This is a genomic window from Rhizobium sp. O111 (assembly GCF_055616315.1).
Map to the genome: position 1 here is coordinate 145,862 of NZ_JBSHXL010000003.1, position 14,205 is coordinate 160,066.

Annotated in this window: 11 protein-coding genes and 1 pseudogene; 6 read left to right on the plus strand and 6 right to left on the minus strand. The window is 59.9% G+C overall.

The window, feature by feature from the left end; translation table 11 throughout:
• Positions 1 to 4 precede the first annotated feature (4 nt).
• Positions 5 to 892 carry a LysR family transcriptional regulator gene (locus ACVTFQ_RS26470; RefSeq protein ID WP_112950532.1) on the minus strand — a complete coding sequence of 296 codons (888 nt, stop codon included), beginning with the start codon at positions 890 to 892 and terminating at the stop codon, positions 5 to 7.
• A 107-nt stretch (positions 893 to 999) separates the two neighbouring features.
• On the opposite strand from ACVTFQ_RS26470, the gene ACVTFQ_RS26475 reads away from it, so the two are divergent.
• A complete protein-coding gene (locus ACVTFQ_RS26475; RefSeq protein WP_112436259.1) occupies positions 1,000 to 2,019 on the plus strand; it encodes a YeiH family protein in 1,020 nt (339 codons plus the stop codon).
• A 435-nt stretch (positions 2,020 to 2,454) separates the two neighbouring features.
• Here ACVTFQ_RS26475 and ACVTFQ_RS26480 read toward each other — a convergent pair whose 3' ends face one another.
• The 4 genes from ACVTFQ_RS26480 to ACVTFQ_RS26495 form a co-directional block, all read right to left on the minus strand.
• Entirely contained in the window at positions 2,455 to 4,818 is a 2,364-nt protein-coding gene (locus ACVTFQ_RS26480; RefSeq protein ID WP_470424609.1) for a phosphoketolase family protein, read from the minus strand.
• A gap of 26 nt (positions 4,819 to 4,844) precedes the next feature.
• The gene (locus tag ACVTFQ_RS26485; RefSeq protein WP_313760638.1) at positions 4,845 to 6,029 is read right to left on the minus strand and encodes an acetate/propionate family kinase; all 1,185 of its coding nucleotides are present in this window, start codon (positions 6,027 to 6,029) and stop codon (positions 4,845 to 4,847) included.
• A gap of 428 nt (positions 6,030 to 6,457) precedes the next feature.
• Positions 6,458 to 7,129: a plasmid pRiA4b ORF-3 family protein gene (locus tag ACVTFQ_RS26490; RefSeq protein WP_313760648.1), complete on the minus strand. Its 672-nt coding sequence runs from the start codon at positions 7,127 to 7,129 to the stop codon at positions 6,458 to 6,460.
• Between the two features lie 335 nt (positions 7,130 to 7,464).
• Positions 7,465 to 7,983: a hypothetical protein gene (locus ACVTFQ_RS26495; protein ID WP_313760650.1), complete on the minus strand. Its 519-nt coding sequence runs from the start codon at positions 7,981 to 7,983 to the stop codon at positions 7,465 to 7,467.
• Between ACVTFQ_RS26495 and ACVTFQ_RS26500 the strand changes: the two genes are divergently transcribed.
• The 4 genes from ACVTFQ_RS26500 (at position 7,928) to ACVTFQ_RS26515 (ending at position 10,285) form a co-directional block, all read left to right on the plus strand.
• The gene (locus tag ACVTFQ_RS26500; RefSeq protein ID WP_313760649.1) at positions 7,928 to 8,239 is read left to right on the plus strand and encodes a BA14K family protein; all 312 of its coding nucleotides are present in this window, start codon (positions 7,928 to 7,930) and stop codon (positions 8,237 to 8,239) included. The two genes, ACVTFQ_RS26495 and ACVTFQ_RS26500, sit on opposite strands and share 56 nt — an antisense overlap.
• 53 nt (positions 8,240 to 8,292) lie before the next feature.
• Complete coding sequence (locus ACVTFQ_RS26505; protein WP_283193707.1) at positions 8,293 to 8,499, plus strand: hypothetical protein; 207 nt, start codon at positions 8,293 to 8,295, stop codon at positions 8,497 to 8,499.
• Positions 8,500 to 8,999: 500 nt separating this feature from the next.
• On the plus strand, positions 9,000 to 9,323 hold the full coding sequence (locus tag ACVTFQ_RS26510; protein WP_313760639.1) for an HAD family hydrolase: 324 nt from the start codon (positions 9,000 to 9,002) through the stop codon (positions 9,321 to 9,323).
• A 509-nt stretch (positions 9,324 to 9,832) separates the two neighbouring features.
• Positions 9,833 to 10,285, plus strand: a complete 453-nt coding sequence (locus ACVTFQ_RS26515; RefSeq protein WP_313760640.1) for a DUF2383 domain-containing protein — start codon at positions 9,833 to 9,835, stop codon at positions 10,283 to 10,285.
• A gap of 74 nt (positions 10,286 to 10,359) precedes the next feature.
• Here ACVTFQ_RS26515 and ACVTFQ_RS26520 read toward each other — a convergent pair.
• Positions 10,360 to 10,574: pseudogene (locus ACVTFQ_RS26520) on the minus strand (HipA N-terminal domain-containing protein); the annotation flags it as partial.
• Between the two features lie 424 nt (positions 10,575 to 10,998).
• On the opposite strand from ACVTFQ_RS26520, the gene ACVTFQ_RS26525 reads away from it, so the two are divergent.
• On the plus strand, positions 10,999 to 14,205 hold the full coding sequence (locus ACVTFQ_RS26525; RefSeq protein ID WP_470424236.1) for an alpha-1,4-glucan--maltose-1-phosphate maltosyltransferase: 3,207 nt from the start codon (positions 10,999 to 11,001) through the stop codon (positions 14,203 to 14,205).

Here is a 14,205-nt window from a genome sequence, read left to right on the forward strand (position 1 = left end):
GCAGCTAGAGCTTTTTGACGCGGCACATCTCGATCAAAGTCGAGGCGGCCCTGCTGTTGTGCCGCTCCTTGTGGTTCAGAAGGCGAAATTCACGGACCGGCCGGCAAAAATCGACCTCGATCAGTTTGCCGGCCTCGATGTGTTGCTGAGCGGCGAGACGGGAAACGGAGGCGGCGCACAGGCTGTCCTCGAGTGCCGACAAGATCGCCTCGTTGGATGGCAGCACCATCGCGATCGTCAAATCCCCGACCTTTATACCCATCTCGACAAGCGCGTCCTCGAATACGGAACGGGTCCCCGAGCCAATCTCGCGCATCACCCAAGGTGCGGCGACAAGCTCGTCGTTCGGTGGTGTTCCGCCGCGCGCCCAAGGATGCGACGCACTAACGACCACCACCAGTTCGTCTTGCGCGACGACCGAGGCCGCGAGCGCCGGCTCGTCGATGTCGCCTTCCACGAAGCCGACATCAGCCTCGCCGGAAATGACCGCGTCGGCGACCGTTCGGGTGTTGCCAATCGTCAGGGTGAGGTCAATGCCCGGGTGTGACGCGTGGAACCGCATGAGGCGGGAAGGGAGCCAATAGCTGGCGATCGTCTGGCTGGCGAACACACTCAACGCTCCGCGCCGCATTCCGCCGAGTTCGCTGAGCACGAGCTCGGCCGCGCGCGCTCTCGAGAGCAATGACTTCGCTTCGCCGAGGAAGATCCGTCCCGATTCCGTCAGCTCGATGCGGCGGCCGACGCGGTGAAAAAGCTCGACGCCATAGTGGTGCTCGAGATTCTTGATCGCGGTGCTGACAGCCGATGGCGTGAGATTGATCGAGGCCGCCGCCTTGGTCAGATGTTCGCGTTCCGCCACCGCGACGAAAATTGCAAGCTGTTCAAAGGTCATGGGAAATCATTCTATTTTGTCGAATGAAATGTAGAAGAATATTCGATGGAAGTCGACGCGATTAGCTGAAAAATCTGTCAAGCAATCATTAGAATTCCAGGTGCCCGATGACCCTCCATAACTGTTACAACCATGGTCGCCAGATCGTTCCCGGCTTGCTTGCCTGCATCGCGGTGGCTGCGGCCGCCTATCTGTTCGAGCGACTGGAACATGTCGTATTCGGGGTTGGGCTTCTCGAAGCACTGGTCTTTGCGATCGTGATCGGGATCATCACGCGAACGGCTTTACCCGGCAAAACATCATGGCAGCCGGGCATCGGTTTCAGCTCCAAGACATTGCTCGAGATCGCGATCGTGCTTCTGGGCGCTTCCTTGAGTTTGGGAACGCTACGAAGCGCCGGTGCGACGCTGGTCGTCTGCGTGGTGGCGATCGTTGTCATCTCGATCTGCGCCAGCTTTCTCGTTGCCCGCTTTTGCGGATTGTCGAGCCGGCTTGCCCTGTTGATCGCCTGCGGAAACTCGATCTGTGGCAATTCCGCGATCGTTGCGGTTGCTCCGGTGATCGAAGCGGATTCGGACGAAGTTGCCGCCGCGCTGGCCTTTACCGCGGTTCTGGGTGTCGCCTCGGTGCTCATCCTTCCGCTAGTTTATCTCTATGCGGGCATGACGGTAACGCAATACGGCGCCTTGGCCGGCTTGACGGTCTACGCCGTGCCGCAAGTTCTTGCGGCAGCCGCGCCCGCAGGCCTAGTCGCGGTGCAAACCGGGACGCTCATCAAGCTGCTGCGCGTCCTGATGTTGGGGCCGGTCATCTTCGTCCTTGGAATTCTTCAGAAGGACCGCGGTGATTGCGCCCATTCGCAACGGGGTCTCGTTCCGTGGTTCATCATAGGCTTCATCATTGTGGTGATCGCTCGTTCGATGGGGCTCATACCAGCCGCGATCATCCCATTCTTGCTAACGCTATCGAGCGCGTTGACCGTCCTTGCAATGGCGGCGCTCGGTCTTTCGGTGAACATTCGCACCGTCGCCAGCGCGGGCGGGCGCGTCATTCTCGCGGCATCCGCGTCGCTTCTGCTTTTGACGGCGATGAGCTATTGCGGTGTTATCACCGTTCTCGCTCGCTGATGACAAGCGAGTAGCTTCGGATGAGCGTTTCGACCGACCCGTCCAAGAAGATCGCGCTACCGTTGTCAGCGCGATCACTTTGAAAGCTCCGTTGGAGGCGATAGCCTTGCGTCGAGAGGGCCATCGCCCTGATGCGACGAGAAGATAACATCGGCGTGACGACCCATCGATGTGAGGTCCAGTTATGACGATGTGGCTCAAATCCGCTCTGGCAACGTCGCGCGTCGCGAGAAGCTGGTCAACGTCGTGCCCGACAATCTCCAGGGAGCTGGACCGCCATGGCGGGCACAGGGGTGAAACGCGGCTTCCCGCTGTCCGCGAAAGGCCTTTCGGTGCGCGCTGCCTCGGCGCGCCGAGACACCCGAACCCTATTCCCCTCTGCATTGCCGGTTCGCTCTTGTGGCCGGTTGATGCTGGATCGCGCCGAGTTCCTCGTCAGCGCTTCCATCGCCAATTCCTGATCTCCGGCATATCCTCTCCATACCGTTCGACATGGGCACGATGTTCCGCGAGCTTCTCCCGTAGGCGGTTCGCGACATCCGGCACCTTTTCCGCCAGCCCCGGCACGCGGGCTATCACCCCGAGCGCCAGATGGAACCTGTCCAGCTCGTTCAGCACCGTCATGTCGAACGGCGTCGTCGTGGTGCCTTCCTCGATAAAACCGCGCACGTGGAAGTTCTGGTGGTTCGTCCGGCGATAGGTCAGCCGATGTATGAGATATGGATAGCCGTGGTAGGCGAAAACGACGGGCTTGTCCTTGGTGAAGATGCGGTCGAACGCCGCGTTATCGATGCCATGGGGGTGCTGTTCGGGATCTTGCAGCGCGAGTAGGTCCACGACATTGACGGTGCGGATCTTGAGGTCAGGTATCGCTTCGTGCAGCAACATCACCGCCGCCAACGTCTCCATCGTCGGCACGTCACCGGCGCAGGCCATGACCACATCGGGCGCGATCGTGTCTTCCTCGTAGCTCGCCCAGTCCCAGACGCTGGCGCCTGCCTTGCAATGGGCCTCGGCTTCCTCGATGGAAAGCCATTGTGGCTCCGGCTGCTTGCCCGCGACAATCACGTTGATGCGGTCATAGGTCTTCAGGCAGTGGTCGCCGACCCAAAGGAGCGTGTTGGCGTCCGGCGGCAGATAGATGCGGACGATGTCCGCCTTCTTGTTGGCGACGAGATCAACGAAGCCCGGATCCTGATGTGAGAAACCATTGTGATCCTGCCGCCACACGTGCGATGTCAAAAGGTAGTTCAGCGAGGAGATCGGCGCCCGCCATTCCAGTTCGCGTGTGACCTTCAGCCACTTGGCGTGCTGGTTGAACATGGAGTCGATAATATGGATGAAAGCCTCGTAACAGGAAAAGAGGCCGTGTCGTCCCGTTAGCAGATAGCCTTCCAGCCACCCCTGGCAAAGATGTTCGGACAACACCTCCATCACCCGGCCATCGCGTGACAGATGCACGTCATAATCCTCGATGGCCTGCATCCACACCCGCTGTGTCTCATCGAAGACGCTTCCCAGGCGATTGCTTTCGGTCTCGTCGGGACCAAAGACGCGGAAGTTCTTGTTGCCGGCATTGAGCTTGACGACCTCCCTGAGGTAATGGCCGAAGATCTCCGTGGTCTGGACCTGTTGAGAGCCGCGCTCGCCAATCTCGACGGCGAAATCCTTGATGGGTCGCGCCAGCAATTCCTTGCGAAGCAGGCCCCCATTGGCGAACGGCGTTGCCCCCATCCTCTTCGTTCCCGTGGGAGCCAGGGCGCGAAGCTCCTCCTTCATCCGTCCTTCGTGGTCGAAGAGATCGTCGGGGTCGTACGACCGCATCCATTCCTCGAGAATCCCTCGATGCCCGTCGTCGCCCCGGCAATTGGCGACCGGAACTTGATGCGCGCGCCAAAAGCCCTCGACTTTCTTCCCATCGACCTCCTTCGGGCCCGTCCATCCCTTAGGACTTCTCAGGACGATCATCGGCCAGCGGGGAACGCCTGGCGAGGATGCGTTGGCGCGAGCCTCGTCCCTGAGTTCGCGGATCCTTTCGAAGACATACTCCATTATCTCCGCCATCTTCCGGTGCATGACATGAGGATCCTCACCCTCGATGAAGATTGGCTCATACCCGTAACCTCGAAATAGACTGGTGAGATCTTCGTCGCTGCTCCGGGCAAGGATCGTGGGGTTGGCGATCTTGTAGCCATTGAGATGAAGGATTGGCAGCACGACGCCGTCGCGGGACGGATTGAGGAACTTCGTCGAGTGCCAAGCAGCGGCGAGTGGACCGGTTTCCGCTTCACCATCACCGACAACGCAGGCAGCGATCAGGTTCGGATTGTCGAATACCGCTCCGAAGGCATGCACCAGGGCGTAGCCGAGTTCGCCGCCCTCGTGGATCGAGCCAGGTGTCTCCGGCGCGACGTGACTTGGAATGCCGCCGGGGAAGGAGAACTGCTTGAACAGCTTCCGCAGACCTTCCGTGGTTTCGGGGATGTCTGGGTAGACCTCGCTGTAGGTGCCCTCGAGATAGGTGTTCGCAACCATGCCCGGGCCGCCGTGACCCGGGCCGCAAACGTACAGAATGTCGAGGTCGCGCTTCCTGATGACCCGATTGAGGTGCGCGTAGATGAAGTTCAGCCCGGGTGTCGTGCCCCAGTGACCGAGAAGTCGCGGTTTGATGTGTTCCGCCTTCAGCGGTTCGCGCAGGAGCGGGTTGTCCATGAGGTAGATCTGCCCGACCGATAGATAGTTGGCTGCCCGCCAATAACGGTCGATCAGGGCAAGTTCGGCATCATCGATGACATTCATGGCGACATCGTTCACGATCTTCTCCTTCACAGCCTATGACGCGAGACGACGGAAAGGGCCTCGCTCGCGATGACCTGTTCCTCGTCGGTGGGGATGACGAAAACCGTGATCCGGCTCTTCGCCGTGCTGATGATCTGGTTGTTAGCTTCATTGCGGCCGTCGTCCAAGTCAAGGCCCAGCCAGCCCAGCCGCGCCGCGATCCGGCCGCGGATGTCGGGTTGGTTCTCGCCGATCCCTGCGGTGAAAACCACGGCGTCGAGTCCGCCGAGCGTGGCCACCTGCCGCGATATCTCGCCCGCCACACGCAGGCAGAAAAGGTCGATGGCCTCGGCAGCCTCGCGACTTGGGTCCTTGAGTAGAACCCGCGTGTCGCCGCTGATGCCCGAGACACCGAGCAAGCCACATTCATGGTAGAGGAACCGCTCCAGCCGCTCCGGCTGGATCATGCCTTTTCGCATGAGATGGAGCAAGGCGCCGGGATCAATCCAGCCGGGCCGCGTCGCCATCGGAATTCCGTCAAGAGCCGAGAACCCCATGCTGACATCGACGCTCCGGCCACCGATCATGCCGCAAATGCTGGCCCCGCTTCCCAAATGGCATGCCACGACGCGACCCGCCGCGGCTCGCGGATCAATCCGCGCGATCGCGTGAGCGATGTAGGCATAGGAAAGGCCGTGAAACCCGTATCGCCTAACGCCTTCGTCGTGCATCGCCCGCGGGATCGCGAGGCGGCGGACGAGATCGCTCTGCGAGGCATGGAAGGCCGTATCGAACGAGGCTGTTTGCGCGATCGCGGGATGGCTGTCCCTCACGGCGCGGATCACCCCCAAGGCAGCGGGCTGGTGGAGTGGCGCGAACGGTATCAAGCCTTCAATGTCAGTGACGACTTGATCACCAAGCAGAACCGGAGCGTCGAACGTCATGCCGCCATGGACGACGCGATGCCCCGCGGCAATGATCTTGCCCGGTAAGACGGCATGCAGATGATCGATCACCTGCGCGACGACATCACCCAGGTCGGCTTTTGGATCGCCAACAAGTTCTCGTTCGAAGGCCAGGCCGCCAATCTTGCCAGACAGCCGGGGAGGGCCGGTCTCGAGGTCGATCTTCGCCCGCCCCGCTGAACGCGCCACGCCCGACGCCATTTCGAAGACGCCGATCTTCAAGGAGGATGAGCCAGCATTGAATGTCACGAGTGTGTCTTCCGTCATGAAATCTCCCCGGTTATGCGCGGCAAGGCTTCCTTCCACGTAGCGCCCGGGGCATCCTCGGCCTCGGGCCCTCCGCGCTAAATCCGCTCAGGTTTCCGCTTCGACGACGGCATGATCAACGGTCACGCCGGATCGTCCTTGGCGGAGCCCAGATCTGGGCGCGGTCGACCGCGCGCCGCTACGATTACCTCTTCTCCAAATATGCCAGCCCTCGGTGACGCGAACGTGGTGGCGCGCGGCGTTTTACCCCGGCTAACGATATGTTTTTGTCGCCAATGCCCCGTGCTGATCTGGATCGCGTGGCACGCGCCTGGCGTCGAAGCTGAGCGGACCCACGCATTTATGCGTCAAGGACCCTTCAGCCGGGAAACCATGATGATTGCTATTTCAGCCCGGTATCTCGACCTTATGGTTGATCGCTGGCTGGATCAATAACGCTCTTCTCGACGGAAGCGATAGCCTCCCCTTGATCGACGCATCGCTTTGACGATCGCTTTATTGATATCATCGAGATTACAGGCTTCCGGATGGAATTTGCGACCGACCCATCGTCGCATATCCTTGTGTTCCTCGTGCTCGGGATCGAGCCAGGCCTCAAGGAAGTCGGCATAACCAGAGGTTCCGCCCACATCCTCTGGAGGTCCGGAGCGTTTACCGGCGACGCAGCGGGGATATTTCACACCCTCCTCGCGAGGAACGCGGATCAAGCGAAGGAGGTGGCGCCAACCGTCTCCGAAGTCATACTCGTAGAGGAAGGTCAGCGCGTCCTCGTTGCCGCCATGGGGAAAATGAAAATCAGTCATCCTCACTTCGGTGGCCTCGAAGGTCGTGTTGTCGGACAGACCATCCTCATCGAACTCCGGCGCGCCATAAATCAGGCCGCCGATATTGAACTGATGCAGATGACTATCAGTCCATCCGAACGCAGCCTGCAGCACTTCGTGCAGTTGAGCGAGGTTGAGGCTGATCGGCAGCTCGAGAACACGGCTGATCTCGGGTTCGATGTCGAGGATACGAACCTCGGCGCGCACGATGAAATTGTCTGGATCAAAAAGGTTCAGCATACCGCCAATCATGCCGCATGAGAGGATCGCGGGCAATATGTGAAGACAGTTCTCCTCGCGGACCATGGACGAACGGAGTTTCCCACGACGCTCCCATCGGGCTCGCGGGCGCGCGGACAACGGCGGCGTGCCCGCGAGCGGGTCTCGCGCGCTCGAACCGCCCACTCGGCGCGCGCGAGAAGAATGGCTAGCCAACCGAAACGCGTCGGCGCGGTCCGAGGGAAGAGGCAGGCATCCATGTCGGGCTCTAATGTGGCGCGGAGCCTTCCGCATCGATGACATAAGTGGACCGCCGATGCCCCAGGGATGGGCGCTAGGATCGCTCGGCCCGTTCTTGTCATCAGCCCGTGCGTTGTAATGCGCGAAGGAGATCAAACAACCACCGCGAAACGCCAGTGCTTCGTCGCGGGCCGGGAGCCGGCCAACGTTGGCCAGCTCGCGCTATCCGCGATCGACCGCTTCTTGACGATTTCAAACTCGATTGAACGGTTTGTCTTCTTTCGCGTTTTCTCCACCAGAACAATTTGGCATCTGGAAAACGTCATGAAGACCATCACATCTCTCGCTTGCGGACTGGCCTGCGCGGTTGGCGCGTCGCTTGGAGTAGCGTCCGTCACTTCAGTCGTAGAAGGCTCCGACAGGTCGGCGTCGATGAAATTGGAGGGGTCGGATTTGTGGACCTCGGCGCCGGTCAAGATCGATCGGTCCGCCCAAACCTTCGAGCGGATACCCGCCGTTCTTTCGACATACGCCTCGGCACCTGTTCGGACCGCCGGGACAAAGGCGCCGGAGGAACAGGAAGTCGCGGCTTCGAGGTCTCCCGCGGCCAGCGCTGTGCCCTTGTCGGCGGACCATCTCCATTGGTGCGCCAGCCGATATCGTTCGTTCAATCCCGCGACGAATTCCTACCGCTCGTTTAGCGGCGAGGTCAGAACCTGTTCGCCGCCGCTTGAAACCACCACGCCCGTCTCGAAATACTCGAAAGGCCAAGCCGCGCGATCGTCTTCCGTGGGGGAGCGCGTGGCGACTTGGTGCGCATCGCGTTACCGGTCCTATAGGCCTGAAGACAACACCTACCAGCCTCATGGCGGGCCAAGGCGGGTTTGCCAAGGTTTAAGGGCAGCGGACGAGATGGCGCTGAGGTGATCGGGTCCCCGCCGGTTTGGTTTTTTGGAACTGTCACATTGAAGGAGATGGACTTGGATAAGCTTTCCAAAATCGTCGAGGTAGCTGTCACATCGGATGGTGATCGAATTCCCCTTGGCTTGATGAACGCTGAACAAGCACTCGAGCTTCCGGAAGAAATCGAAATCGAGGTTTCGCACCCTGATCACGAGGCGGGAGCGACGGACACCTTCATCAGCAAGGGCGAGCTTGCCGAGCACGTGGCCGCGGACAAGCCATGATACGCGGCTCGGAAAGCGAGCGGACGAACGACTGGCGGGCGAGGAGCAGTCGTTCGATCTCGTCGAAGCGACCGCCGACATGGCCGTGGAAAACGGTTCCCTTGAACAGGTTCCACCAGACCTGAACCACGCGCCTGAACCGTCATTTATCGGCCCTGCTCCCAAGGTCATCACGTTTGATTGCTACGGGGCTCTCGTGCGGTGGTACGAAGTGCTCCTGGACGAAGGGTAGGACGCTAGCAGCCGGTGATCGAACGGAGGTCGACGCCGGACAGATCCTCGAAGCTTTTCAAGGGAAGCAAGGCGAACCACTGCGGCGAAGCCTCATCGGCCTAACGAGGATATTCCGCGGTCCGGCTTTCTCGCGGCGTTCCGAACGCATCACGTGGAGCTGGACAATCATGATCTCGAGCGTATCGCTAACTCGCCTAGGACATTGACCGCACCCGGACGTTCCAGACGCGCTGCGGCGGCTCGGTGAACGCTACAAGCTGGCCATCTTGACGAATTCCGATGACGACCTGATCGCCCCCACGGTCGAACGCATCGGCGCCCCATTCGATCACGTTATCACCGCCCAACAGGCGCAAGCCTACAAGCCCTCGAGAAAGTTCCTCGAGCATGCCTATCGCGCCATCGGGGTGACCGCGGACGAGACTGTCCATGTGGCCATGGGCATGTATTGGGATATGAAAGCCCGCCACGCGCTAGGTTTTCGCGGCATCTGGGTTAACCGGCGGAATGAGAAGGGCAATCCTGACTGGCTTCCCTACGTCGAGGTCGCGGACGTTCGAGGCGCGGCCGACCTTTTGCTTTCGTCTTGACAGGCGCCGTCTATGCATCGTCTCGGAATAACCGTCGGCGTCCACGCCTCGTGCAAGTACCGTCAAGCCCAGTCTTGGCTATCCAGACGGTCACTCGCTCAGGTTCCTCAAGTTCACACTGGATTTCAAGGGATCGGGCCCCGGGCACCAATGGAAGGCTGAAAATGGAGACCTGGAAGAGCGACAACGCGGCGAGCAAGCCGGGAAGAGAGGCTGAGAGAAGTTCGCGATATTGATCATCGGCAATCGCCCCGGGAAAGGCGTCTACGGTCATGCAAGGCGCGAACGATGCGTCCAACAGTGAACGTGGTGGCCGATCAGCGACAGACATTTACGCGCCATCGACATTGTCCCTGACCCAATGGGAAAAGATCTCACCGCATGTTGGTCAGCCAGCCATGGTGACTTCGCCCTCCGCGTTTGTACGGCGCACGACAGTCGCGTAATCGCGGGAACATCGGTCAACGAACGCCGTTCCCCAACATTGTCCAACGTACAAGGAGAGCATGATGGTCACGATGGTCGGACACGAGTCAAGTATCGAGGAATTGGTAAAGGATCTGATCTACCTCGAGCACGATGCGATCGCCGCCTACGATTCTTGCATCGAGCGTCTCGATAATCGAGAATTCAGCACTCAGATCGCCAGGTTCAAGGAGGACCACGTTGAACATCTGCGCGTGCTGAGCGCGATGGCTCGCGAGCTCGGGATCGAGGCCCCGACCAAGGGCGATATGAAGCAGATGCTCACCACCGGTAAAATCGCGCTCGCCGGTCTCATTGGCGATACCGCGATCCTCAAGGCGATGAAGACCAATGAAGACGATACAGTCACGGCTTATGAGCGGGCGGCCCGACACGAGGATGCGATCCCCGCCTCCAAGGCCTTCTTCATGCAGGCGCGACAAGATGAAGAACGGCATCGCGCGTGGATGAGCACCACCGCTGACACTTTATCCTGACGAGGCACGCGGCGCGCAGGGTCCGAGTCCTAGCGAACGAGTGCAAACACCTCGAAGGCGGGCGAAAAGACAGGCGGCAACTCACCTTCCGGCAGCAACTGAAGCGCTCCGGCAACGTCGCCGCCCAATCGATCGAGAAGCGCGAAGTCATTACCTGGTGAAACGCCCAGAGCCTGTGCCGCAACTAGACGCGGGCTCTCTTCAGGTGGAAGCCCCCGAAAAATGGGCGGCATTCGCGACGTGAGAATTGTTCCGGCCGCTTCGGTAAAGAGGCGGAAAGCGGCGGGCCAGCCTGGTCGCCAAGCCTTCAGGCGCTGCTCCGCGGTCGACGTCTCGCGGCTCTCACCCAGCTTCGCGGCCGACTTCTTTGTTCGGGTCAACATCGTTTGGTCGCCAAGTGCCATCAGCAAAAGAACAATGTCCGCCCCGACCAACTTGTTGTCTTTCCACACGGCATGGGCTCCGTCGCGGGATCGGCTCTTGACGCTCGCCTCGTCCTGGCCGGGAACACTTCCATCGCAAATCACTCTTCACGTCGAACCGACCCGGGCAATCGCCTCGATTGTCGGGCGCACCACCTTGGCGAGGCCATGAATCGCTTCGAGCGCGACAATTCCAAACCTCCCCCAGGAACAAGGACATCGTCTGGAAGTTTCGATGGCTCTGGTCAAGGAACCTGGCGCTGAACGCGCCCGCTCGTGGAGACACCACCGATGATACCTCCGAGCCGCGCCGAAAGCTCGAGACCCCGCATATATTATGTCAATCCACTCGACATGCCCGACGAGATGAGCTGGCTCGCCATGTTCGATCATGCCGCCTCATTGAACTTCAACGCGGTACTGACGGGTCCATTTTTTCAAAGGCATGATCCGGGAGGAAGCATTTTTGCTTCCGTCGACTACGGCTCCATCGATCCGGCGTTACGATTTACGGGTGGGGTTGAAGAAAGCGCCGCGTTTTTGTGTGAAGCCGCAAGATCGCGGGGCGTCGCTCTCATGATGGATGTCGCGTTCACCGCGAGCGGATCAAGCCTCGGCGATGGCCCGGGTTCGCTCGATCCGCGACGTTCGCCATCCGCGCCTTGGCGGCATTCGGTTAAAGCGCCCGATATAGACGGCCTCAACGACGTTGTGTCGCGGCTATCTTCCCTTGGCGTCTCCGGATTTCGCTACATGGGCCTTGATGCATTGAGCGACGCGGATCTTCATCGCGTTGCTCGATCGGCAACGGGCACGGCTCAGTCGTTGCGGCTGGTTTACACGCCCGGCACCGATTTCGCCTTTCGCGGAAAGTTACGGGACCTTGGCTTCGACGGTGTGTTCTCCTCGCTCGCGTGGTGGAACATGCGCGATGGCTGGTTTCTAGAGGAACACCGTTTGCAACAGCGACTTGGCATGCAAGTCGCCTTTCCCGAAGCACCGTTCGCGACCAGGCTCGCGCATGGAACCGATAGCCAAGAGATACGCCAGCGCAAGTCCCTTCGCTCGCTCTGGCTCTCCGCGAGACTTGGCGACGGCATCATGATCCCCATGGGATTCGAATTCGGCGCCGTCTTGCCACAAGACGCGACCCGAGGCGCGGGCCAAAACGTGCATATGATGCGTTCAAACGGCGGGTTCGATATTTCCGCCGCGGTTAGAGACGCCAACGAGGTGATGGCATCGCGAAAAACGGTCGCGCCTTTCGCCCATGAAACTTCCGCTCGAGTGACCGTCATCACCCTCTCGGACGCTGCGGATCTTCGCGTGGCGAAGCATGTGGAATTGCTCGCCATTAACCGCGATCTTCGCAATCCTTCCTCGTACCCCATTGACATCATATCGGGGGCCGCCCCGCCATTCTTTCCCGATCAAGAAGCCACGAGCGGCGTGCTTTCGCCCGGCGATGTCGCGTTGCTCCCCGCGGCCGCGAGCGCCGTGATCGCGAATGAGATCGTTACCTCGCCGGGGAAGGCAACAGACCAATCAGCACGAATCGCGATAGAAAACATTGAGCCTAGGGTCGAAGGCGGACGTTTTCCCGCCAAGCGGGTCGTCGGCGATTTGGTCTCCGTTCAAGCCGACATTTTCGCCGACGGTCACGATCGAATAGAGGCAGCCCTGCTGTATCGAGCGGTGGACGATGATGCGTGGCGGGGGGCACCGTTGGCGCTTGATGGCAACGATCGATGGGTCGGCGCGTTTCGACTGGACAGGATTGGCCGGTTTGAATTTTGCGTTGAAGCCTGGAAGAATCCATTCGCCATATATCGCCATGAGCTCTCCAAGAAAGCGCAGGCCGGTCTCGATCTCACCCTGGAACTGATCGAGGGAGAGACCCTGGTCGGTAAAGCCACCGCCGCGATGACTGGTGGGACGAGCGACCCCGCGCTGCGCGAAAGGCTTCTCGGGATCGTTGCTAGTCTCGATGACGCGGACGCAACCGAGAAGACGCGGCTGCTTTTGTCATCTCGTCTATCGGATCTGATGCTTGAAGCCGGCGCGCGATTATTCCGGGTGCGGTCAACGCCTTCGTTGATAGATGCGGAACGCGTGGAGGCATCGTTTGCTAGCTGGTACCAGGTGTTTCCGCGATCGCAAAGTGGAGACGTGAACCGGCACGGCACTTTTGACGACGTCATCGCTCGATTACCCGCGATCCGCGCGATGGGATTTGATGTCCTTTATTTTCCACCGATCCATCCGATCGGAAGCACGAACCGGAAAGGTCGAAACAACAGTCTTTTGGCCGCGCCAGATGATCCGGGGAGCCCCTACGCGATTGGCTCGGCGGATGGCGGGCATGATGCGATCCATCCTCGGCTTGGCGGGTTCGATTCCTTTCGACGGTTGATCGCGGCAACCAGGCAGGAGGGTCTGGAACTGGCGTTGGATCTTGCAATTCAGGCGTCACCAGACCACCCTTGGCTCAAGGAGCACCCGGGCTGGTTTGAATGGCGGCCGGATGGGACGATCCGTTACGCCGAAAACCCGCCAAAAAAATACGAGGACATTGTCAACGTCGACTTCTACGCGCGAGACGCTTTGCCAGCGCTTTGGGAGGAGTTGAGAGATATCGTCCAACTATGGGTCAACGAGGGCGTCAAGCTCTTTCGCGTGGACAACCCGCATACAAAGCCGTTTCCCTTCTGGGAATGGCTGATCGGTGACATTCGCGCCCGACATCCCGACGTTGTGTTTCTTTCGGAAGCGTTCACCAGACCCAAGGTGATGTATCGGCTGGCTAAAGTGGGCTTTTCGCAGTCGTATACCTATTTTACATGGCGCGACAGCCGGTGGGAGCTCGAGCAGTACATGCTCGAGATCACTCAGACCGAGGCACGGGAATACTTTCGGCCCCACTTTTTCGTCAACACGCACGACATCAATCCGGACTTTCTCCAAGACGCCCCGCGGCCAGCGTTTGTCATTCGCGCCGCCCTGGCCGCCACGCTTTCCGGTCTGTGGGGCGTTTACAACGGATTTGAGCTTTGCGAGGGCCGACCAGACGTCAAGCGCAAGGAATACGCCGACAGCGAGAAATACGAGATCCGCGCCTGGGACTATGACCGCCCCGGCAACATCAAGGCGGAAATAACGATGTTGAACCGGATCCGACGAGATAATTCCGCGCTCCATTCCCATCTTGGGCTCACGCTTCTCAGCTCATCGAATCCAAATGTGATCTTCTTCGAAAAAGCCGCGCCCGGCCGCCATAACGTTCTCCTTATCGGGATCTGCCTGAACCCGCATGGCGTGGAGGAAAGCACTGTTGAAATTCCCCTATGGAAATCGGGCAAGGACGACGGTGGAACGATCGACGTGGAAGACTTGGTCAGCGGCGGCCGGTTCTCGCTAACGGGGAAGTGGCGGACGCTCAGGCTCGATCCATCGCATTTGCCGTTCGCTATCTGGCGCGTCGAAACAGGAGAGATTTGA

Bases quoted from the DNA above. Each gene is read 5' to 3' on its own strand.
- ACVTFQ_RS26515 (WP_313760640.1), top strand. From the start codon at position 9,833: ATGGTCACGATGGTCGGACACGAGTCAAGTATCGAGGAATTGGTAAAG.
- ACVTFQ_RS26485 (WP_313760638.1), bottom strand. From the start codon at position 6,029: ATGACGGAAGACACACTCGTGACATTCAATGCTGGCTCATCCTCCTTG.
- ACVTFQ_RS26475 (WP_112436259.1), top strand. From the start codon at position 1,000: ATGACCCTCCATAACTGTTACAACCATGGTCGCCAGATCGTTCCCGGC.
- ACVTFQ_RS26480 (WP_470424609.1), bottom strand. From the start codon at position 4,818: ATGAATGTCATCGATGATGCCGAACTTGCCCTGATCGACCGTTATTGG.
- ACVTFQ_RS26470 (WP_112950532.1), bottom strand. From the start codon at position 892: ATGACCTTTGAACAGCTTGCAATTTTCGTCGCGGTGGCGGAACGCGAA.
- ACVTFQ_RS26525 (WP_470424236.1), top strand. From the start codon at position 10,999: ATGATACCTCCGAGCCGCGCCGAAAGCTCGAGACCCCGCATATATTAT.